Source organism: Microbacterium sp. CCH5-D1 (genome assembly GCF_001557335.1).
Lineage (GTDB): Bacteria > Actinomycetota > Actinomycetes > Actinomycetales > Microbacteriaceae > Microbacterium > Microbacterium oxydans.
In genome coordinates this window covers 1-22225 of record NZ_LSJW01000040.1, presented here as the reverse complement: position 1 = coordinate 22225, position 22225 = coordinate 1, and the positions used below count along the sequence as shown (strand labels likewise).

The 22225-nt window shown below is 67.1% G+C and carries 18 protein-coding genes; 13 read left to right on the top strand and 5 right to left on the bottom strand.

Translation table 11 applies throughout. The annotated features are described in order from the left end of the window. Positions 1-745, bottom strand: a 745-nt coding sequence (locus tag AX744_RS02700) for an ABC transporter permease (protein WP_157543505.1), incomplete at its 3' end; no start/stop codon positions are given. A 275-nt stretch (positions 746-1020) separates the two neighbouring features. Here AX744_RS02700 and AX744_RS02695 point away from each other — a divergent pair. The 3 genes from AX744_RS02695 to AX744_RS02685 are packed head-to-tail and all read left to right on the top strand — an operon-like array spanning position 1021 to position 5449. Continuing rightward, on the top strand, positions 1021-2631 hold the full coding sequence (locus AX744_RS02695) for a glycosyltransferase (RefSeq protein WP_061015327.1): 1611 nt from the start codon (positions 1021-1023) through the stop codon (positions 2629-2631). Further along, positions 2628-3527, top strand: coding sequence for a glycosyltransferase family 2 protein (locus AX744_RS02690; protein WP_230977845.1), 900 nt, complete (start codon positions 2628-2630; stop codon positions 3525-3527). Before AX744_RS02695 ends, AX744_RS02690 begins: the two co-directional genes overlap by 4 nt. After that, on the top strand, positions 3524-5449 hold the full coding sequence (locus AX744_RS02685) for a DUF6541 family protein (RefSeq protein WP_061015326.1): 1926 nt from the start codon (positions 3524-3526) through the stop codon (positions 5447-5449). The genes AX744_RS02690 and AX744_RS02685 overlap by 4 nt, the downstream gene beginning before the upstream one ends. On the opposite strand, the gene AX744_RS02680 is transcribed toward AX744_RS02685, so the two are convergent. Beyond that, entirely contained in the window at positions 5433-6683 is a 1251-nt protein-coding gene (locus AX744_RS02680; protein WP_082738380.1) for a glycosyltransferase, read from the bottom strand. The genes AX744_RS02685 and AX744_RS02680 overlap by 17 nt on opposite strands. Positions 6684-6737: 54 nt before the next feature. On the opposite strand from AX744_RS02680, the gene AX744_RS02675 reads away from it, so the two are divergent. Continuing rightward, positions 6738-7586 carry a glycosyltransferase gene (locus AX744_RS02675; protein WP_061015324.1) on the top strand — a complete coding sequence of 283 codons (849 nt, stop codon included), beginning with the start codon at positions 6738-6740 and terminating at the stop codon, positions 7584-7586. After that, positions 7579-8502: a glycosyltransferase family 2 protein gene (locus tag AX744_RS02670; protein ID WP_218867326.1), complete on the top strand. Its 924-nt coding sequence runs from the start codon at positions 7579-7581 to the stop codon at positions 8500-8502. The genes AX744_RS02675 and AX744_RS02670 overlap by 8 nt, the downstream gene beginning before the upstream one ends. Positions 8503-8505: 3 nt before the next feature. Here AX744_RS02670 and AX744_RS02665 read toward each other — a convergent pair whose 3' ends face one another. From AX744_RS02665 to AX744_RS20500, 3 genes are read right to left on the bottom strand one after another with little or no spacing between them, the layout of a single operon-like run. After that, a complete protein-coding gene (locus tag AX744_RS02665; protein WP_061015322.1) occupies positions 8506-8898 on the bottom strand; it encodes a DUF2304 domain-containing protein in 393 nt (130 codons plus the stop codon). Positions 8899-8909: 11 nt separating this feature from the next. Beyond that, the gene (locus AX744_RS02660; protein WP_058632609.1) at positions 8910-9647 is read right to left on the bottom strand and encodes a glycosyltransferase family 2 protein; all 738 of its coding nucleotides are present in this window, start codon (positions 9645-9647) and stop codon (positions 8910-8912) included. Between the two features lie 37 nt (positions 9648-9684). Continuing rightward, a complete protein-coding gene (locus AX744_RS20500; RefSeq protein WP_061015321.1) occupies positions 9685-11754 on the bottom strand; it encodes a hypothetical protein in 2070 nt (689 codons plus the stop codon). 103 nt (positions 11755-11857) lie between these two features. Between AX744_RS20500 and rfbA the strand changes: the two genes are divergently transcribed. The 8 genes from rfbA to AX744_RS02615 form a co-directional block, all read left to right on the top strand. Next, positions 11858-12727, top strand: a complete 870-nt coding sequence (gene rfbA, locus AX744_RS02650; RefSeq protein ID WP_058632643.1) for a glucose-1-phosphate thymidylyltransferase RfbA — start codon at positions 11858-11860, stop codon at positions 12725-12727. After that, complete coding sequence (gene rfbB / locus AX744_RS02645) at positions 12727-13725, top strand: dTDP-glucose 4,6-dehydratase (protein WP_058632611.1); 999 nt, start codon at positions 12727-12729, stop codon at positions 13723-13725. The genes rfbA and rfbB overlap by 1 nt, the downstream gene beginning before the upstream one ends. A 5-nt stretch (positions 13726-13730) precedes the next feature. Then, complete coding sequence (locus AX744_RS02640; protein WP_061015320.1) at positions 13731-15146, top strand: sugar nucleotide-binding protein; 1416 nt, start codon at positions 13731-13733, stop codon at positions 15144-15146. Next, entirely contained in the window at positions 15143-17287 is a 2145-nt protein-coding gene (locus tag AX744_RS02635; RefSeq protein ID WP_061015319.1) for an acyltransferase family protein, read from the top strand. Before AX744_RS02640 ends, AX744_RS02635 begins: the two co-directional genes overlap by 4 nt. A 132-nt stretch (positions 17288-17419) precedes the next feature. Next, the gene (locus AX744_RS02630) at positions 17420-18313 is read left to right on the top strand and encodes a glycosyltransferase (RefSeq protein WP_061015318.1); all 894 of its coding nucleotides are present in this window, start codon (positions 17420-17422) and stop codon (positions 18311-18313) included. Next, positions 18310-19575, top strand: a complete 1266-nt coding sequence (locus tag AX744_RS02625) for a lipopolysaccharide biosynthesis protein (protein ID WP_061015317.1) — start codon at positions 18310-18312, stop codon at positions 19573-19575. The genes AX744_RS02630 and AX744_RS02625 overlap by 4 nt, the downstream gene beginning before the upstream one ends. A gap of 156 nt (positions 19576-19731) precedes the next feature. After that, the gene (locus AX744_RS02620) at positions 19732-21762 is read left to right on the top strand and encodes an acyltransferase family protein (RefSeq protein ID WP_061015316.1); all 2031 of its coding nucleotides are present in this window, start codon (positions 19732-19734) and stop codon (positions 21760-21762) included. A gap of 93 nt (positions 21763-21855) precedes the next feature. Then, positions 21856-22225: FAD-dependent oxidoreductase (locus AX744_RS02615; RefSeq protein WP_157543502.1), on the top strand; the 370-nt coding region annotated here is incomplete at its 3' end.

Below are 22225 nucleotides of genomic sequence, written 5' to 3'. Positions count from 1 at the left end.
TGTCGGGGCCGAGGGGGAACCAGATGCCGTAGTGGAACAGCTCGACGGCCGCCGTGATCGGGTTCAGTCGGTAGAGAACGAAGAGCCACTCCGGTGCGACACGGGCCACCTGCGTCCACTCGTACATGACGGGCGACGCCCAGATCGCGACCATGACGATGATCTCGACGAAGCTCTGCGCGTCGCGGAACGTGACGTTGATCGCGCCGAAGAACAGCCCGAGACCACTCGCCAGCACGGCGATGATCACCAGCGAGAGCACGATCGCGGCCACCGACGCCAGGGAAGGCGCCCACCCGAAGAAGAGGGAGATCCCCACGACGACGATGATCTGCGGAACCGTGTTGACGGCGGCGATCATCATGCTCGCGATGGGGAACATCTCACGGGGCAGATAGATCTTCTTGATGAGCGCCGCATTGTCGACGAGGGAGCGCGTGCCGTTCGAGAAGGCCTCGTTGAAGAAGGTGACGACCGTGATCCCCGACAGCAGATAGATCGGGAAGAACTCGACTCGATCGTTCAGACCGAGGAAGACGCCGATGGCGACGAAGAAGACGACGAACTGGACGAGCGGCTTCACGTACGACCAGAGCCAGCCGAAGATGGAGCCCCGGTACCTTATCTGCACTTCCTTCCGCACGATGAGCGAGAGGAGATAGCGCTGTCGGAAGACTTCGAGAAGTCCTCGATTCGCGCCGGGGGTCGTCAACCTCTGCGCCTCGAGCGTGCGAGCCTGTTGCACCGCGGATCCACCTTCCGTATGCGCCGACCGTCTCGCGCGCACCGGAGACAATCATACGAGTGACTCTGGGCGCTACCTGGCAACCAGGAGGGACCGGATGCCCGCCGTGGTGGCACAGCCGAGACCCAGGGTGACGCCTGGTGTCGCTGATAGGCTCGCCGAGGTCTGTGCGTCCGTCGATCCGAAAGCAACAGGTACTCGTGACACTTCTCCAAGCTCTCGATCAACCCGCCCTCTTTCGCTTCTCGGACGAGCGGACGGGAACGGAATTCTCCTTGCGGGAGCGTCGTCTGCTGGTGGGGGCGCTGAACTTCCACGCCCTGATGGCGCCGGAGCGGGAACTCCGCGTGCATCTCTACGACGGCACGCGTGAGACGCCGCCGCGGCTCACGGATGACAGCACCTTCGACGGCATGTCGCGGTTCAACAGGCATCGTCTGACGACTTTCGATGTCGTCAGCACGGTCGCACCGGAGAACCGCACGATTCTCCCTTCCGAGGCCGTGTCCGCCGCACTCACGGCTTCGCACACACGGCACCTGCACGTCTCGGCCGACGTGGTGTTGGAGTCCGATCCCTATCAGATGCCGCGCCAGGACCTTATCGGCCGTGTCGCACGGCAGGTGAAGGCCCGTGCGCCCCTCTTCTACGACGACCTCCGCGATCTGTCGCTTCTCCGGTTCCGTCGCCAGCTGCACACGCCGGTGCAGCGCCGTCAGTACGCATCGGAGTTCCGTCCGGGCGAACTCCATGAGGACGACGTCATCGTCCCTGCCGCGCAGACGCCCGCCGGCGCGCAGAAGGCCGTGATCATCGGTCTGCACTGGTTCCAGCTCGGAGGGGCAGAGCTCTGGGCCTTCGAAACCGTCCGACTCGTGCGCGAGGCCGGCTTCCTGCCCATCGTCCTGACGAACCGTGACTCCCATCAGCCGTGGATCACGAGGCCGGAACTCGACGGCGCGCTGCTCATCCCGTTCTCCGAGCCCACGGTCGAATCGCAGACTCCCGGTATCGAGCCGCTGCTGCGAGCTCTGCTGCGCACGTTCGACGTGCGCGGCGTCGTGATCCACCACAACCAGTGGCTGTATGACCGCATCGCGTGGATCGCCGCCTCCCGGCCGGGCATCCCGATCATCGACAGCACTCACATCGTCGAGTACCGAGGGGGCGGATATCCGCTCAGCAGCGCGATCGCGGCCGAGTCCCTGACGAAGCACCATGTCATATCTCCCAGCCTCGCGCGCTGGATGACCGAGGTGCAGGGCATCCCCTCCGAGAAGGTCGTGATGGCTCCGCTGGGCGGACTCACGGTCAAGCCGAAGGATGCCGTCTTCCGGTCCAGGGCTGAGGGGGAGACCTTCACCATCGCTTTCGTCGGCCGGCTGGCAAGACAGAAGGCACCGGAGGTCTTCGTCGCGATGGCCGCTCGCCTCAAGCGCCAGGGCTATTCGGTGCGGTACATCCTTCACGGCGACGGCGAGCTCGCCGGGTGGGTGGACGACATCATCGCCGCAGCGGACATGACCGATGACATCGTCCGTCGCACCTCTCTGACGCCGGTCTCCGAGACGCTCGACGAAGCGCACGTCCTCGTGGTCTCGTCCCACAACGAGGGGCTCACGCTGACGACGCTGGAGGCGATCGCGCACGGTGTGCCCGTCGTCTCGACAGATGTCGGCGCTCAGCGCGACATCATCCCCGCTCCCGCTCTCGTGCCACGTTTCGCACACCGTGCGGCACGGCGACTCGCAGATGCCGTCGCGCCGCTCATCGGCGACGAGAAGGCCAGGGAGTCGCTCTGGCGCAAGGAGCGCAAGGCGGAGAAGAAGCTGCTGTCGCAGCCGTCCGCGAGTTCATGGTTCAAGGAAGAGGTGAGCTCGTGGTGAGCGTCGCAGCGGTGGTCGTCACATTCAATCGGCTGGAGAAGCTCAAGACGGTCCTCGCCTCCATCGCCGCGCAGACGCACCCGGTGGAGACGCTGTTCGTGATCGACAACGCCTCGACCGACGGTACCGCTGAGTACCTGGCGGGCCTCGAGCTCCCGGTGCCCGTCGAGGTCGTCACCATGGCGACCAACTCGGGAGGAGCCGGTGGATTCACCGAGGGTATGCGCCGGGGGTACGCTTCCGGTGCCGATCACGTCTGGATCATGGACGACGACTGCTACCCGAAGCCGGATGCGCTCGCCGCATTGATCGCAGGATTCGATGGTGCCGTGTCGGAGCTCGGCCCCGACGTGCCGTTCGCTTGCTCGGTCGTGGAGTTCACGGACGGCAGCATCTGCGAGATGAACAATCCCGTTCCGACGTGGGACTGGGGACGGCTCCTGGTCAAGGGCCAGCAGAACGTGATGGTCACCGCGTGCTCGTTCGTCTCCGTGCTGATCCCGCGGTGGGCGATCGCCGAATACGGCTTCCCGTACGCGGAGTACTTCATCTGGTTCGACGACCGTGAGTACACGTTGCGTCTGACCGCCCGCTGCCCCGGAGTGCAGGTGCTCGACAGCTCGGTGATCCATGACATGGGCGACAACCGCGGCGTGAACTTCGCGATGGTCGACCGGAAGAGCCTGTGGAAGTTCGCCTACGGCGTGCGCAACGAAGCGTCGTGGCAGCTGCACCACCGCGGACTCCTGCATTTCCTCGAGTTCGGCGCCCGGCTGTTCGTCAGCCTGCACCGCGGAAAGGTCTCCCTCGACCTTCGCGCTCGCCTCCTCGGCAAGTGGCTGCAGGGGATCACCTTCAACCCCAAGGTGCGGTATCCCGAGGCGGAAGACGCGTGAGCTGGCTGGGGGCGGCGCCTGTCATCCTCATCTCGGTAGCCCTTCTCTTCCTCCCCGGATACCTCGTCGCCAGGGCTCTCTCGCTGCGAGGGCTCTGGGCGTGGGGCGTCGCCGCTCCGGCGTCGGTGAGCGTCATCGTGCTCGCGTCGCTGTGGTCAGGCCTGCTCGGTATCCCGTGGTCGGTGCTCCCGGTGCTCGTCACCGCACTCGGCCTGGCGATCGTCGCGTACCTCGTCGCCCGATTCACCCGCGCCCGTGGGCCGGTGGGCAAGGTCTCGCGCCGCACGGCCATGATCGCGGCGTCGTTCGTGGTCGCGGCGATCCTGTTCGGACTTCAGATCGCGCTCGTGGTGGGCGCACCGGAGAACATCTCCCAGACGTTCGACAACGTCTTCCACCTGAATGCCGTCCGGTACATCCTCGACACTGAGAACGCCTCTCCGATGAGCGTGGGCGGCATGACGAGTGCACCAGGAGCGTCGGCGTTCTATCCGGCAGCCTGGCACTCGATCGTCGCGCTCGTCGTCCAGCTCACCGGCACGACCATCATGGTCGCCACGAACGCGGTGACGATCGCGACCGCCGCCGTGGTGTGGCCCGCCACGGTCGCGCTCCTCACGGTGGTGCTCTTCGGGAGGCGACTGACGATCGTCGTCGGCGCAGTCCTGCTGAGCGGGCTCCTCCCGGCGTTCCCGCTGCTGATGCTCGATTACGGTGTGCTCTATCCCTACCTGCTCGGCGTGAGTCTCGTGCCGGCGGCGCTCGCTGCCGTCATCCAGCTCGTGCGGCTCCACGGCGATGATGATCGGATTCCGGACGCCGTACTCGTCCTGCTCGTGCTCGGACTGATCCCGGGTATCGCCGTCGCGCACCCTGGGGCGCTCGTCGCGCTGATCATCCTCTCCATGATCGCGGTCTCCCTCGCCTTCATCGGATTCCTCCGCACCCGTCCGGAGCGTCGCCGCGTGATCATCACCTCGATCGGGTTCGGCGTGCTCGCTCTCGTGAGCTTCATCGCGTGGCGTGTGCTGCGTCCGCCGCTCGAAGCGCGCGGCTGGCCGACAGAGCAGACCATCAGCCAGGCGCTCGGTCAGGCACTCACCCTCTCCCCGCGCTACCAGCTGATCCCTCTGCTGATGGCGGTGCTGTTCGTCGTCGGCGTGGTCGTCGTCGCGAAGCGTCGGCAACGCGCGGACGTCGTCGCCCTCGCCCTCATGCTCGCCGTCACCGTGCTCTTCGTGGTCGCCAGCGCGATGCCGTTCCAGCCGTTGCGCGACCTCATGACGGCGGCCTGGTACAACAACGCTCCGCGCCTGGCGGCGCTTCTGCCCATCATGGCGGTACCGCTCGCGGCGGTCGGGGCTGCATGGGTGCTGGCCTGGGTGCGTCTGAAAGTGGGAGCCCCGTCTGTGCGGCGGTCCGTCGTCGTCGGGATGTCCGTGGGGGCCGTGGTGCTCCTCGCCGGCCAGGCGCTGGCGATGGCGCAGGCGATGACCGCCGCTGCCGTGGCATACCGATACACCGAGACATCGCCTCTCATCTCGACGGATGAGCGCGCTCTGCTGGAGCGGCTTCCCGATGAGGTGCCCGACGACGCGCTCATCATCGGCTCCCCGTGGACAGGGACCGGGATGGCTTACGCCTATGCCGACCGCGAGGTCGTCATGCCGCACATCCTGATGGGGATGAGCCCCGACGAGCAGGAGATCATGGACGAGCTCTCCCGGCGCGGATCGGAAGCGCAGGTCTGCGACGCGGTCGAGCGGTCAGGGGTCGACTATGTGCTCGACTTCGGCTCGCAGGAGATCCACGGCGACGAGCATCGTTATCGTGGTCTCGAGCGACTCGGGCGATCCGATCTGGTCACCGAGATCGACGCCGAAGGTGACGCCGTCCTCTACCAGATCACCGGCTGCGACTGACGTCCCCCTGCGGCTGAGCGTCCAGAAGCGCGGCGTAGACACCTCTGAGCCTGTCGCGGAACGCGTCGAGACCGTACACGGACACGGCCCAGGCCCTGGCCGCGATCGCCGTGTCCTCGCCGGCTCCCCGCAGCGCACTGATCACGGCGTCTGCGAAGGCGTCGGGATCGTCGACGACCGCGTGGAGGAGGTCTGCCCCCTCGATTCCCTCCGCACCGACGGAAGTCGTCACAGCCGGGATGCCCCACATCATCGCGTCGATCGTCTTGAACTTCACTCCGGCGCCGTTGAGCAGCGGCACGACGCAGACATCGGCATCGGAATACACGTCGTCGAAGGAATCGACGGCTCCGGTCACCTCGACTCCATCGGAGCGGGACGCTGCCGCGCGAAGCGCCGCGCTCGGATTCGCCCCGACGATCCGGAAGCGGGCATCGGGTAGCGTCTCGGATACACGCGGCCAGACGGCGGACAGGAACCAGCGCGCAGCTTCGTCGTTGTCCGGCCTGTTCATCGCGCCGGTGAAGACGACCGTCGTGTTCCGGCGACCCCGCTGACGAGCGGGAGGCACGGGGAAGCCGGGATGGACCACCACCGGCGCGGACGAGGGCGAGAGCTCGCGGACCAGGGCGGCGTCCTTCTCGCTGAACGTGATCACGGCATCCACGTCGTCGAACGAGCGACGCTCACGGCGCCTGCTCGCCCGAGCGGCGGCCGAGAACGCCATCTTCTTCAGCGGGTTCGTCGCCTGCTCGGCTGCGCGGTCCCAGCGCTGCGTGATGACATCGTGAGCGATGATGACGGTCTTCGCTCCGGGAGCCAGACGGCGCACGGTGCGGGTGAGGCTCGACATCTCCGACCACTGGTACTCGACGATGTCTGCGGCGGACAGGACCACACGCGAAGGCGCGTCGTTCGCCAGCGCACGGCGGAACCACGGGTGCGCGCTGCTTCCCGTGACGACGGACTGAAGATCGGCGAAGGGCTTGCCGGCGTCCGTCGACAGGGGGCTCCTGCTCTGCAGCAGCCGGTAGTCCAGGTCGGGCTCGGTCGCGGACGCATCGCGGTTCAGGCGTGTCGATGGGGCGACGACGTGGATCGTGAACATGTCGCGGAGCGCTCGATAGTGCTGCAGTGCGTATTGGCCTCCCGCATGACGGATACCCTCGAAGGGCAGGTACTTCGAGACGCTGACCAGGGATGGGCGAGCGGGCGGATCGGACGGTCTGGACATGTTAGCTAGCCTAGGCGTCGTTGCCTTCAGGCGACTGAAGGAGGAATCACGCCAATGAGCGACTATGCCGCGCTGGTCATCGGATATCGACGCCCTGACCTGGTCAGGGACGTGCTCGCGCGCTTGGACTCTCAGGAGGCGCCGTGCGCTCAGGTCATCATCGTGGACAACGGCGGCGATCTGCCTGATGACGTGCTGACGGATGTGAACGGGAGACCACCTGTGATGATCCGACGGGGTGACAACCCCGGGTACGGGGCAGCCGTCAACCTGGCTCTCGACGTGTGTGAGCAGCGAGGGATCGAGAATCTGCTCGTGCTGACGCATGATGCCTGGTTCGAGGAGGACCTCAGCGCGCGCCTGCTCGATGCCTTCGATCGTCTTCCGGACGTGGGCGCGGTCGCGCCGACCCTGTACTGGGTGTCCAGGCCCGATGTCGTGTTCTCCGCGGGTGGAGTCCTCACCAAGGGCGGGCGTGCCTATCACCATGTGACCGCCCCCGCCTCCGGATCCCGCGATGTCGACTGGGTCGACGGTGCGGTCGTGATGTACCGCACCCGTGCGCTCCGCGAGATCGGCGGCATGGAGGAGATGTACTTCCTGTACTTCGAGGATGTCGATACGGGGTGGGCGCTCAGAAGGCACGGCTGGCGGACCGTGGTGCTCGATGTGCGCGCCGCGCAGGAGCCCGGAGCCCATCCGCTGCGACTCGGGGTCCGGAACATGGCGCTGTTCGCGCGCAAGGCCGGGCTCGGCAGGGTGCGCAGCTCGCTCGCGCTCGGTCGTCGGGCGGCGGAGGAGCTCATCGTCGGATGGCGCAGGACAGGACGGGTGCCGGTGGGGGATGCCTTGGCCGGTTGGCGAGATGCCAGGGCCGGCCGCACCGGGAAGATCGATGACTGAGCCCGGCCGTGTGACGATCGACGTCATGCTGCCCTACTACAGTCACCCGGATTCGGCATGGGAGGCGATCCGCTCGGTCCTCGAGCAGACGAGCGACTCCTGGCGGCTCGTCTGCGTCGACGACGCGTACCCCGGTGATCCGATCCGAGAGCGACTCGAAGCGCTCGGCGACCCGCGCGTGGTGTACGTCCGAAACGAGCAGAACCTCGGGCTGGCGAAGAACTTCAATCGCTGTCTCGATCTGGTCGAAGCACCCTACTTCGTGATGATGGGGGATGACGACCGGATGCATCCGGACTACATCGGCGTGATGTCACGGCTCATCGCCGACAATCCCGGGGTGGACGTGTTCCAGCCGGGAGTGAGCGTCATCGATGAGTCTGGCCGACACGTTCTGCCCCTTGCGGATCGCGTGAAGCGCTGGGTACGGCCGCGGGTGGGGGAGGGCGGCCGGATCCTCGACGCTCGGCACATGGCGGAGAGCCTGATCCGAGCGGACTGGGCGTACTTCCCGTCGATCGTCTGGAAGAGCGAGGTGGCGCGCGCCCACGGTTTCGATGATCACTGGGCGGTCGCGCTCGATCTCGGGCTTCTCCTGGACATCGCACTGGACGGCGGGTCGATGCTGGTGACCGACGACGTGGTCTTCGACTATCGCAGGCACATGAGCTCCGTGTCGTCGGTCACGGCCGCGTCGGGCAGCCGCTTCGAGCAGGAAGCCGCGTTCTTCGACGAGTACGCCGCGCGGATGAAGGCCAACGGCTGGGCGCGGGCGGCCAGGATCGGTCGGCGACGGTGCATCTCCCGACTCAACGCCGCGAGCGAGATGGTCGCTGCGCTCGCAGGTGGAGACCTCGCTCGGGCTCGACGCCTGTTCCTGGCCGCGGTCAGGCCCAGCGGCGCAGTGAGGCGCTGACGGTCAGCTTCGCGGACCGCCGTCGAGCTCCTCCAGTCGAGCTTCGAGCGCGCTCAACCGATGCTGGACCTCGATGATGTGCGTCTCGGCGAGACCCGCCTCCTCGGCGAGGACTCTGATCTCCTCCTCCGATGTCGACAGCTCCCACGAGAGATGGAGGGCGACACCGAGCAGGAGCAGGATGGCGAGCAGGAAGAAGAGGTTCGCAGGCAGCTCGACTCCGAGCACCCCCGTGAGCCAGAAGAGCAACTGCGGGAACACCGATGCGACGAGGGCGGCGACGCCGATCAGGAGCCACAGCACCGCGTACTTCTCGCGGAGGCGCCGTGTCAACAGCATCCAGAGGATGAACGACAGCAGAGCGATGGACAGCACGAGTGCGCCGAGAACAACCATGGGGTGCCTTCCTACGCTGACACGACGGGGGACGGGGCGGAGGAGCGTCGGATCGGACGTCGGACGATGGCCAAGGTCAGGGCGAAGACCGATCGCAGCAGGTAGACGGATGCCGAGAGCGGCCCCTGGCTGGGCTTTCCGTGCAGGCGCGGACGCATCGCGACCGGAACCTGGGTGACCGTCAGCCCTGCGTGCACTGCTGCGACGAGGGAGTCGAGCGTGTCGCCGAGGTACTCCGCGGGGTAGTAGGTGATGTACTGGGCGATCGCCCGGCGGTTGGCCGCGCGGAAGCCGCTCGTCACGTCGGTCAGCGTGGCGCCGGAGACGCGGGACACCGTCCGTGCGAGCACGCGCATCGCCCACCGGCGAGGACCCCGGGCGACGTAGTCGCCGACCTCGGCGAATCGCGCGCCGATGGAGATGTCGGCGTGCTCGAGCCCTGCAAGCACGCGATCGATGTCCTGCGGGTTGTGCTGGCCGTCGGCATCGACCTGGATGACGCGGCTGTAGCCGTGACGCGCGGCGTACAGGAACCCCGCACGCATCGCGCCGCCGACGCCCAGGTTGAACGGCAGCCGCACCACGCGTGCACCCGCGGCATCGGCGACCGCGCCCGTCGCGTCGGTGGACCCGTCATCGATGACCAGCACGTCGTACGTGGGGCATGCAGCGGTGATCTCGCGGACCGTCGTCGGGATGTTCTGCGCTTCGTTCCAGGCGGGGACGATGATCAGCGTGGTTTCTGGCATGATGTCTGAGCCTACCAAGCCGACCCTGACGGCGACCCTAGGCGGTCGGAGCGCCGACAGGCATCACCGGCGCGAGTCTGGCCGGGATGGTCGCGATCGTCGGCGCCTTTCCGCCGCCGATCCTCAGCAGGGCCTCGTAGGTCGTGATGTGCGAGAGCTGCGAGCCGTTCCACCGGAAGACCCTGCCGTCGCCGGCGAACTGCACGACGGTTCCCGAGGGGATCATCGGCTTGGTGACGCCGAGCACGCCCACGGTGGCGTCCTTCCACCCGACCAGGCGGATGGTGCCTCCCGAGAGGGTGACCAGGTCCGAGTACGACGAGACGTACTGCAGCTGGCCGTCGAGCAGACGGTACACCTCGCCCCGCTCGTCGGTGCGGATGAAGAACGGCTGGGCGGTCGGCGTGTTGTTCGGGGTGAACGCGGCGCAGTCCGCGGCCGTGAGGGCCGTGGTGGTGAATCGTGTCGCCGGGATGTTGCCGGAGATCCGCTGCAGGCCGGCGCTCGAGATGACATACGGCGCCGCGTCGCACGTGACGAACGGAGACAGCGTCGTGGCCGCGGGGGTGTAACCGGTGAGCGCCCCGGACGGGAGCACGGTGACCGCGGTCGACGTGCCGAACGCCGCGCCGAGTTCGAGGCTGGGGGTGTGGATGAGCGTCGTGCCCGCTGTCGCGAGGTACACGGCCGGCTTGTCGACCTCGCGCACCATCGACCGCGGCATGAGGACAACGCGCCCCTGCGGGAACTTCGCCGCCGCGCTCGGATCCATCGAGGCCACGTAGCCGAGCTTGCCCCCGGAGAGGTATCGCCAGGTCTCGACGCTGGGGACATATCTCTTCTGTCCGTTGTCGAGCGAGTAGATCTGGGTGTCGACGCCGACGTGGAAGAGGCTCCCGACATCCTCGCCGCGGGGGAACGCGTCGATGAGCGCGGGCGCGAGATTCACGTAGGAATTGAAGGCGTAGCCGAAATCGAGGATCTGCTTCTCGCTGCCGAACCGGTGGCGGGTGCCGTCGGGATCGATCAGATAGAGGATCCCCTCACGGGCGTCGTGCACGTAGCGGGAGATCTGCGAACCCAGGGGGATGGTCTTGAGGTAGGAGGCCGGTACCTGGCTCACGGCACCGAGCTTCGCGGAGAACGCTCGCAGGTCCTCAGCCGTCTTGATGTGGAAGCGGTATCCGCCGGACAGCAGATACACCTCGGGGCCGTCGCCGCGCACGATCACGGAGGTGATGCGCTGCGTGCTGCCGAACCAGTCGGTGAAGTACTGGTAGAAGTTCCGGTTGCCGTAGGCAGAGCATCCGTCTCCCTCTCCGTAGCCGGCGTTGAGCGCGGCGCGGTTCGGCTGGTACGGCGTGTAGTAGTACAGCGCTGCCGTCGCGGTGTTCTCGATGTACACCGGTGCGGAACCGCAGTTCCGCTTGGGCTCCGGGTGGTACAGGATGTTCCACGTGCGGCCGGGAGCGTAGTAGGTGAACCAGCGGCCCTCGGCATAGATCTTCATCTGCCTGGCCGCGCCGTATACCTGGTAGAAGAACCCGGAGTAGGCGGGGTCGCACCCTGCGGTGTCCGGGCAGCCCTGACCCATCGCGATGTTGAAGCGGCCCGCCGGCGGGTAGCTGTCGGTGACCAGCCCCTGCTCCTTCTGCAGCATCACGATGAGCACCTGCGGGTTGATGCCGCACGACTTGGAGACCTTGTCGATGATGGTCGCCGCCGATTCGTTGCCGGCACCGGCGTAGCCGTTGCAGTAGGCGTCGGCGGGACGGGTCGGGGTGTTCTGCCGGTAGTCCTTGAGGCAGACGTAGCCCGCGCGGCAGCTGGAGACCTTGCCCCGCAGGAATGAGTCGATCTGCCCGGCATTCATCGTCACGGCGTTGAAGAACACCGCGTCGGCGATGATGTTCCCCGGGCGGAACAGGGACAGGTCCGCGGTCTTGACGATGTCGGTCGCTTCGGGTGCGGATGCCGCGGCGCCAGCGGCGGGATCACCCCCTCCGGCAGCGGTCGCAGGGCTCGCGAGAAGCAGGGAGGCAGCAAAGACGACTGCGGCTGTACTCGCGATGAGGGCGCGCAGGCGTGGGGAAACTGAGCTGGTCACTTGCCTAGTGTGACGGAAAGATACAGATGATGCCACTGTGATTGAAGTGGCGCAAGCGAATCCTCCCACCGCGCTCCCCGCCGGGATGTGGCACGATATGGGGGTGAAAGGCATTATTCTCGCTGGCGGCTCCGGAACTCGACTGCACCCGATCACGATCGGAATCTCGAAGCAGCTGATCCCGGTGTACGACAAGCCGATGGTCTACTACCCGCTGTCCACTCTGATGCTCGCGGGTATCAAGGACATCCTGATCATCACGACACCGCACGATGCGGAGCAGTTCGAGCGTCTCCTCGGGGACGGCTCGCAGTTCGGCGTCAACCTGACATTCGCGCAGCAGCCCTCTCCGGACGGGCTGGCCCAGGCTTTCGTGATCGGTGCCGACTTCATCGGCGATGACAAGGTCGCGCTGGTCCTCGGAGACAATCTCCTCTACGGTCCTGGTCTCGGCACGCAGCTCAAGCGGTACACCGATGTCGAGGGCGGCGCGGTGTTCGCGTACTGGGTGGCGGAGCCGAACGCCTACGGCGTCGTGGAGTTCGACGCCGACGGTCGTGCGGTCTCCCTGGAGGAGAAGCCGGCGCAGCCGAAGAGCAACTACGCCGTACCCGGCCTCTATTTCTACGACAACGACGTCGTCGAGATCGCCCGCTCGCTCGAACCCAGCCCACGAGGGGAGTACGAGATCACCGACGTCAACCGTGCCTACCTCGAGCGCGGCGCGCTCCAGGTCGAGGTCCTGCCCCGCGGCACCGCATGGTTGGACACCGGCACGTTCGACCAGATGTCCGACGCCGGCGACTACGTGCGCACCATGGAGCGTCGCACCGGGCTCCGCATCGGTGTGCCGGAGGAGGTCGCATGGCGTCAGGGCTTCCTCGACGATGACGAACTCCGCGAGCGCGCAGAGAAGCTCGTCAAGTCCGGTTACGGCACTTACCTCCTCGAGACCCTGGAAAGAGGTCGTTGATGTCGAACATCCTCGTCACCGGCGGCGCCGGTTTCATCGGCTCCAACTTCGTGCACTACGCCGTCGAGAACACCGACCACACGGTCACGGTGCTCGACGCCCTCACCTACGCGGGCAACCGGGCCTCGCTCGAGGGTCTGCCCGAGGACCGTGTCCGTTTCGTGCACGGCGACATCACCGACGCCGAGCTGGTGGACACGCTCACCGCCCAAGCCGATGCCGTGGTGCACTACGCCGCAGAGTCCCACAACGACAACTCGCTGCACAGCCCTCGTCCCTTCCTGGACACCAACATCATCGGCACGTACACGCTCCTCGAAGCCGCGCGCCGGCACGAGAAGCGCTTCCACCACATCTCGACCGACGAGGTGTACGGAGACCTCGAGCTCGACGATCCGGAGCGCTTCACGGAGCAGACGCCGTACAACCCGTCGTCGCCGTATTCATCGACGAAGGCCGGCAGCGACCTGCTGGTCCGGGCGTGGGTCCGCTCCTTCGGCGTCCAGGCGACGATCTCGAACTGCTCGAACAACTACGGCCCGTACCAGCACGTCGAGAAGTTCATCCCGCGACAGATCACGAACGTGATCCGCGGCATCCGTCCGAAGCTCTACGGCGCCGGCGAGAACGTGCGCGACTGGATCCACGCGAACGACCATTCGTCTGCGGTGCTCACCATCCTCGAGAAGGGGCGGATCGGCGAGACGTACCTCATCGGGGCCGACGGCGAGCGCAACAACAAGGAGGTCGTCGAGCTGATCCTCGAGGAGATGGGTCAGCCGCGCGACGCCTACGACCACGTCACCGACCGTGCCGGCCACGACCTGCGGTACGCGATCGACTCGACGAAGCTCCGCACAGAGCTGGGCTGGTCTCCGGAGTACGCCGACTTCGAATCCGGTCTCGCGGCGACCATCCAGTGGTACCGCGACAACGAGGCATGGTGGGCGCCGTCGAAGGACTCCACCGAGGCCTTCTACGCGACGAAGGGACAGTAGGCGTCGTGAGCGACATCGAGTTCGGCAAGAAGCTCGGCCGGGCGGAGACCGGGATCCCCGGGCTGGTGATCTTCGACCTGCCAGTGCACGGTGATTCGCGCGGGTGGTTCAAGGAGAACTGGCAGCGAGAGAAGATGACAGCGCTCGGCCTGCCCGATTTCGGGCCGGTGCAGAACAACGTGTCCTTCAACGACGCCGTCGGCACCACGCGGGGCATCCACGCCGAGCCGTGGGACAAGTGGGTCTCGGTCGCCACGGGGCGGATCTTCGGCGCGTGGGTCGACCTGCGCGAGGGGCCGACTTTCGGTGCGGTCTTCACGGCCGAGCTCGACCCGTCCAGGGCGATCTTCGTTCCGCGCGGCGTCGGGAACTCGTACCAGACGCTCGAGCCCGACACGGCGTACACCTACCTGGTGAACGATCACTGGTCGCCCGACGCGTCATACTCCTTCCTCAATCTCGCCGACGAGACCGCCGCCATCGCGTGGCCGATCCCGCTCTCGGAGGCCGAGGTCTCGGAGAAGGACCTCGCACACCCCCGCCTCGCAGACGTGTCGCCCATCGCTCCGCGTCGCACGCTCGTGATCGGCGCATCCGGTCAGCTCGGCTCGGCGCTGCGCGAGGAGTTCGACGGTGTGGAGAACATCGAGTGGACGACGCGCGCCGAGATCGACCTCGGCGCGGCCGACCTGGGATCAGCGCGCCGGTGGCGCGACTACGACACCATCATCAACGCCGCCGCGTACACCGCGGTCGACCGTGCCGAGACCACGGAAGGACGCCGGGACGCGTGGGCGGTCAACGCCGCGGGACCCGCGGCGTTGGCTCGCATCGCCGCGGAGTACGGCATCACGCTCGTGCATGTCTCCAGCGACTACGTCTTCGACGGGTCGGGGGAGCGCCCGTACCGTGAAGACGATGCAGTCTGCCCGCTCGGCGTCTACGGACAGTCGAAGGCGGCGGGTGACATCGCCGTGGCCACGGCTCCGCTGCACTACATCATCCGGACATCCTGGGTGATCGGTGCAGGCAACAACTTCGTGAGGACGATGGCCTCGCTCGCCGAGAAGGGCATCGATCCGACCGTCGTCGACGACCAGCACGGTCGGCTGACCTTCGCCTCGCAGATCGCCGAGCTGATCCGCCACCTGCTCGCCGTGCGCCCGGCGCCCGGCGTGTACAACCTGACGTCGGCAGGCGACGCGGTGACGTGGGCGGACGTCGCGCGGCGTGTGTACCAGTTGACGGGCCACGACCCGTCCCGCGTCACGGGTGTCTCCACGGAGCAGTACTTTGCTTCGGCATCCGGTCCGATCGCTCCTCGGCCGCGCAACAGCGAACTCGATCTGACCCGTGTGCGTGCGGCCGGCTTCGACCCTCGCACGGGCGACGATCTGCTGCGGGAGTATCTCGGTTCGTGAGCGCTCCGCTGCCCACGGCGGCACCGCTGTCGGCCGCCCCTCGTGAGCGTGTATTCCGCACCGACATCCAGGCTCTGCGTGCGGTCGCCATCGGGCTCGTCGTCCTGAACCACCTCTGGCCGACGCGCATCACCGGCGGCTATGTCGGCGTCGATGTCTTCTTCGTTATCTCGGGGTTCCTCATCACCGGGCACCTCGTGGGGGAGATGACACGGACCGGCGGGGTGCGGCTCGGCGCCTTCTACGCTCGCCGCATCCGCCGCCTGCTCCCGGCAGCGTTCGTCGTGCTCGCCGTCTCCCTCGTTCTGTTGATCGCGTTCCTCCCGTATCCGCGGTGGGCCCGCAACGCCTGGGAGATCGCCGCGAGCGCCGGCTACGTCGAGAACTGGTATCTCGCGGCGATGTCGGTGAATTACTCGGCACTCAACGACGCGGCGAGCATGGTGCAGCATTATTGGTCGCTCTCGGTCGAAGAGCAGTTCTACATCGTGTGGCCCCTGCTGCTGCTCGCGGCCCTGGCCGCCTCAACACGCCTCGGCCGCAGTTCTTCTCTGTCCGGGGATGGCGATCGGAGCGCTTCGAGAGCGCTGCTGCTCGTCGTCGCGACGGTCGGCGTGCTGTCGCTGGGCGCGAGCATCGTGTACACGATCCTCGCCCCGTCCCAGGCATACTTCGCGACCTTCACCCGGGGCTGGGAGTTCGCGGTCGGCGGCGCCGTCGCGCTGCTCGGTGCACGACTGCGACTCCCGCGTATCGTCGCCCAGATCGTGAGCATCCTCGGCTTCGTGCTGATCGCCTTCTCGGCGTTCGCGTACGACCACACGACGTCCTTCCCCGGGTACGCGGCCCTGGTTCCCGTGCTGGGCACCGCTGCCGTCATCGTCGCGGGCACGTCGTACGCGCGACTCTGGCACGCACGGCTGACGGCGTCGGCACCCGTCCAGTGGGTGGGAGGGATCTCGTACTCGCTCTACCTCTGGCACTGGCCGCTGATCGTCGCTGCTCCGTTCGTGATCGGCGCGGAAGCCAGCACGCTCTCCAAGCTGGGCGTCCTCGCGATCTCCATCGTCCTCGCCGCCCTCACGAAGACCTTCGTCGAGGACAGGGGGCAGAAGTGGCGCTACTGGCGCACGTCGACCCGCAGAGCACTCGGTCTCATGCTCGTCGGCATGGTCGTGATCGGCGGCCTCGTCGCCGGCGTGCTCGCCTGGTACCAGACACGCGTGGATGCCGACCGGCCTCCCGCCGAGGTCGTCGCATCGTCGTGCGAGGGACCGCTGGCGATGGCCCCTGGGGCGGACTGCGCCGACGCGTTCGGTCCGGCGGAGTACTCGGTGATGACCTCGAAGAACGAGTACTTCTTCACGCCGCCGGAATGCGGGACGTTCCTGCCGATCCTCACATACGGAGAGAAGCAGACGACGTTGGAGTGCGACTTCTCGGAAGGCGCTTCCGACCCGAAGCGGGTCTGGCTGGTCGGCGACTCGCACGCACAGCAGTGGCAGGGAGCCATCTTCGACATCGCCAGGGAGAACAACTGGATCGTCACGACGAGCTATCTCGGCGGGTGTCCGGTGGCCGATGTCGACTTCCTCGGGTTCCGCGGTCCGTGGGGGCAGGCGGAGGCCGATCGATGCAACACCTGGTCGGACGACCTCGCCGCGACGATCCGCACGGCGAAGCCCGATCTGGTGGTCACCGCGATGGCGGCACGACAGGATCTGGTGGACGACGGCAGCGGAACGCCCGCGTTCGAGCAGATGAGTGCGGGCCTGATCGACTATTGGACGGCGTGGGCCGACGAGGGGATCGATGTCCTGGCGATCGCGGACCCGCCGTACAACGGGGAGGTGCGCGGCGCGGACTGCGTGCTGCTGAACTCCACGGACCCCGAGGTCTGCGCGCGTCCCCGGGCGGAGGCGCAGCCGGCAGACCCCGTCCTGATGGCCGGCGCCGCCGAGCGCTCGGACTCGATCACGGTGCTGGATCTGACGGATCGCTTCTGCGATGCGGAGCGATGCTATGCCGTGATCGGCGGTGTCCCCGTCTACTACGACGCCGATCACCTGAACCTGGAATACGTGCGGATGCTCGCTCCCGAGATCTCGGCGACGATCGGGAAGATCCTGTCCGATGAGTGAGGACCCGGACTCGACGGGACGATCCGGCCCCCGCTGAGCGAGCCGTCCAGCCGACCTCGGTAGGATCGTCTGGCCCGTTGCCGGCGGATGTCCGCTGCTCCGGTTCGCCCGCCACCCCTACAGGAGCACTTGATGCCGCATCGCATAGTCGCCGTGATCCCGGTGTTCCGCGCACCCGAGAGTCTGCCGAGCACGATCGAGTCGATCCTGCGGCAGGTCGATTCCGTCGTGGTCGTCGACGACGGCTCCCGATCCGTCGACACCATCACGTTCCCGGAGCGGACCGAGGTCATCTCCGCCGGGGAGAACCGCGGTATCGCGACCGCTTTGAACACGGCGATCAGCCGGGCGCGCGAGCTCGGGGCGACGCACATCCTCACGCTCGATCAAGACTCTGCTCTGGCCGACGGGCATGTGGAACGTCTGTTGAGCCGCATCGACGCAGCAGAGGCGCAGGGCGTGAACGTCGCGGCCGCCGTGCCTGGCGTCGTCGGAGGAGCGCCGGTGCTGAACGATCCGACCGGTGGTCCGTTCGACCCGATCCAGTCCGGGCAACTGCTCCCGGTAGGTGCGTTCGAGGCGATCGGCGAGTTCCGCACGGATCTGTTCATCGACGCGGTCGACTCCGAGTTCACCGTGCGCGCACGCGAGGCCGGTTACCAGTTCCTCGTCGATGAGGGACTCGCGATGGAGCACGCTCTGGGGGAGGCGGTGCCGCTCTCGGTGTTCGGACGCCCGCTGGTCATCCTGGGAAAGCAGCGGCACGTGCTGTACCACGCTCCGTGGCGGACCTATTACATGGTCCGCAACAGCGTGTGGCTGTCGCGACAGTACGGCGCGGACCACCGGGGGTGGATGAGGCGTCGCAATCGCAAGATGGCGGAGATGGTGCTGTGGGGGAGCGTCCTCGCCCCCGACCGGGTCGCGCAGCTGCGCGCCGTCCGTGCCGGCTGGCGCGATGGCAGGCGCGGCACGCTCGGTCGCATCCGGCCCGATGTGCTCGGTCGGCTCGGTCGGCGAGCGTGAGCCGGCTGGGAGCGCTGCTTCGACACGACTTGCTGCGCCGGAGCGCGCTGTTCTCGGTCTCCATCGTCGCGTCCACGGTGGTGGGCATCGTCTCGATCCCGCTGCTGATCAGCACGATCGGCACCGACGAGTGGGCGCGTCTGTTCGTGCTCCAGATCATCGGCCAGTTCGCATCGATCTTCGTCGCGTTCGGGTGGGGGGCGACGGGCCCGAGCACCGTTTCCGCGCTCCCCGCGAGCAGCCGACGGCAGTTCCTCGCCGATTCGGTCGTCGCCCGAGTGCTCTTGTTCCTCATCGTCGGTCCGCTCGCCGTGATCCTGGGCATCGTGCTCGGCGCGGATCCGCTCGCGGCCGTGCTCGCCACGATCGCCTATGCCATCCCCGGAATCGGGGCCGCATGGTACTTCATCGGGACCAACAGGCCCGTGGCGATGCTCGTGTTCGACGCGCTGCCTGCCGTCCTGGGACAGGTCGCCGCGCTGGTCGCCGTGGTTATCGCGCCGACGTTGACCTCCTACCTCTACTGCGTCGCGTTCGCGACCGTCGCCGGCGTCGTCGGCGGTCTTCTCTTCGCACTGCGCAAGCGCGACGGAGTGCGCCTCCATCGCACGAGGGTGAAGGAGCTCGGATCGACGATGCGCGCACAGATCCCCGGGCTCGCGACGGTGCTCTTCGGCAACCTCTCGACCATGCTCCCGGTGCTCCTCGTCGACGTCTACATGAAACCCGTCCTGCCGATCTTCGCCGCCGTCGACAAGCTGTACCGGTACGGCGTGCTCGTACTCGCCCCCATCCTCCAGGCCGTGCAGGGGTGGGTGCCGGAAGCAGGACCGGAGCAGACCCGTCTGCGCGCAAGGGGCTCGCTGTGGGTGGGTCTGGCCGTGGGGCTGTTCGGCGGCGCCTGCTTCGCGTTCCTGGCAACCCCGATCTCCATCCCCTTGACCGTGGGGAAGGCCGTCATCCCGTTCGAGATCGCGCTCATCGCGGGGATCGGCTTCGCGGGGGAGTGCGTCGCGCAGATCGTGGGTCTCGCCGGGCTCGTCGCCCTCCACCGGGAGAGAGAGCTCGCGAAGTCATCGGTCGTCGCCGCCGTCATCAGCCTCCCGCTCATGATTCCTGCCGTGCTGCTGTGGGGTCTCATCGGGATCGTCGGTGTGATCGCGGCATCCGCCGTGCTCGTCGCGACCTATCGCACGACCGTGCTGCTGCGCGCGAGCAGCGCCCGCCACCTCGCCTCGGAGACACCGCCGACCGATCATTGAGGACGTCGCGACCACTCCCCGTCGTCGCGACGTTAGGCTGGGTGCGGCTACGGTCTCCCCGAACAGACCACGGCGCCCGTTCGCCGGCATGGCCGCTCCGCTATGAAACAGACGTTGCTCGCGCCGTACCCGGGTGCTCCTCACGCCTCTGGGGGAGTGTCCTCGCACCGCGCCGACATCGACGGCCTCCGCGCCCTGGCGATCCTGCTCGTCGTCGTCTATCACGTGTGGCTCGGACGGGTCTCCGGCGGCGTCGACGTCTTCCTCATGGTCTCCGCGTTCTTCCTCACCGGGTCGTTCGCTCGGAGGATGCAAGAGGGGCGACCGCTGCAGCTCGGGTCGTTCTGGATCCGACGGTTCCTGCGCTTGGTCCCCGCCGCCGCTGTTACGATCGCGGGAGTGCTCGCCGTGGCCTTCCTCGCGTTCCCGCGGACCGAGTGGCCACGGGTATGGAGCGAGGCGTGGTCGAGCCTGTTCTACGTCGAGAACTGGACCCTCGCCTTCTCCGAGGTCGATTACTACGCGCGTGCGTCGCAGACCCCGAGCGTGTTCCAGCACTTCTGGTCGCTGTCGGTGCAGGGGCAGGTCTTTCTCCTGTGGCCGTTGCTCCTCGCCGGAGTATGGCTGACGCTCAGAACCCGTCGCCACCTGATCGTTCCCGCGCTGTTCGCCGTGTTCGGCATCATCTTCGTCGTGTCCCTGGTGTTCTCCGTCCTGGAGACGAACAGTGCGCAGGACTTCGCCTACTTCGACACCCGCACCCGGCTGTGGGAGTTCGCCGCCGGCTCTCTGGTCGCGTTGGCGCTGCCCGCTCTACGCGGTCCGATCCGCGGTGCAGCAACGCTCGGCTGGATCGGTGTGCTCGGGATCGTCGTCTGCGGCATCGTCATCGACGTGCAGGGAGGGTTCCCCGGCTATCTCGCGCTGTGGCCGATCCTCTGCGCAGCGCTCGTGATCATCGCCGGTCGGGACGGGGCTCGCGGCGGACCGACGGCGTTCCTCGCATCGCGTCCTCTCCGGTACGTGTCGCGCGACGCCTACGCGCTCTACCTGGTCCACTGGCCCGTTCTGGTCATCTGGATGGTCTTCTCCGGTCGATCCGAACCGGGGATGCTGGCGGGCCTCGGCATCATCGGACTCTCCTTGGTCCTCGCGAGGCTGCTCTCCCGTTTCGTCGAGCAGCCTGTCCGGGAGGCGAAGGCGCTCAAAGGGTCGAAGAAGCTCGGGATCGGGGTGCTCGTCGCGGCCGTGCTGGTCGTCGCGGTACCGCTCGGCGCGTGGCAGGGCACCATCGTGCAGCGCACCGACGCGATCCAGGCGAGTGCCTCCCAGGGGTACCCGGGCGCGGCCCAGATCGATTCGCCCATCGATCTCGCGGGCATCGACCTGCCGTTGATCCCCGACCCCACGGCCCTTGATGCGGAGTGGGTCTATCTCGGGCAGGAGTGCACCGGCGACCTCGTCGCCCTCGAACCGGCCCTGGAAGACTCGTGCACGCAGACCGTGCGAGCCGCCGACCCAGGGACTCGGCGGGTCCTCGTGATGGGAGACTCGCATGCCCAGCAGCTGATGTCGCCGCTGCGGGTCTCCGCGGAGGGTCAGGACTGGGAGCTGATCGCTCTGCTCAGGGGCGGATGCTCGATCGCGATCGGCGCACCCTCCACCTCCACCGACACGGCTCCTTCCTCGGAGACCGCCTCTGATGCCGCGTCCTGCGAGGAATGGAGATCAGCGGCGATCGACTACGCCCTTCGCGTGCAGCCCGAGGCGGTCTACCTCGTCGTCACACGTGCCAGCCCGGCATCACCCGAGGTCTTGGTGGACGGGATCGAGGACATCGTGTCGCTGTTGCTCGACCGCGGTATCCAGGTGATCGCCGTACGTGACAATCCGCGGTTCGACTTCGACATGTACGGCTGCGTCTACGAGGCCGACGAGATGTGCGATGTTCCGGAGATCGGGTTCGAGGAGGGGGTCTCCCTGGATGCGCTCGCTGAGCGCGAGGGGATCACCGCCGTCGATTTCCGACCGTGGATGTGCCCGGACTCCATCTGCCTCGGCGTGATCGGGAACGTCGCCGTGTACATCGACGACAACCACGTCTCCGACACGTACGGGCGCACACTCGCCCCGATGCTGCAGGCGATGCTGGATGAGGGCGAGGTGCTTCCGCCGACGGGTGGCTGACAGGGTTCCCCTGGTGAGCCCCGGTAGAGTGGAGAACCTGTGTGGCGCGCGTTCTCGTGCGCATCGGAGCCTCATCGGGCAGAAAGCAGCAACATGGATCTCCTCGTCGTCGGATCGGGCTTCTTCGGCCTCACCATCGCAGAGCGCGCCGCGAACGCCGGCCGCAAGGTCACGGTCATCGACCGTCGTCACCACATCGGCGGCAACGCCTACAGCGAGGCCGAGCCGCAGACCGGTATCGAGGTGCACCGCTACGGCGCCCACCTCTTCCACACGTCGAACGCCACGGTGTGGGAGTACGTCAACCGATTCACGAGCTTCACCAACTACGTCCACCGCGTCTACACCACGCACAAGGGCGTGGTCTTCCCGATGCCGGTGAACCTGGGCACGATCAACCAGTTCTTCCAGGCGGCGTACACGCCGGACCAGGCTCGGGCTCTCGTCAGGGAGCAGGCGGGGG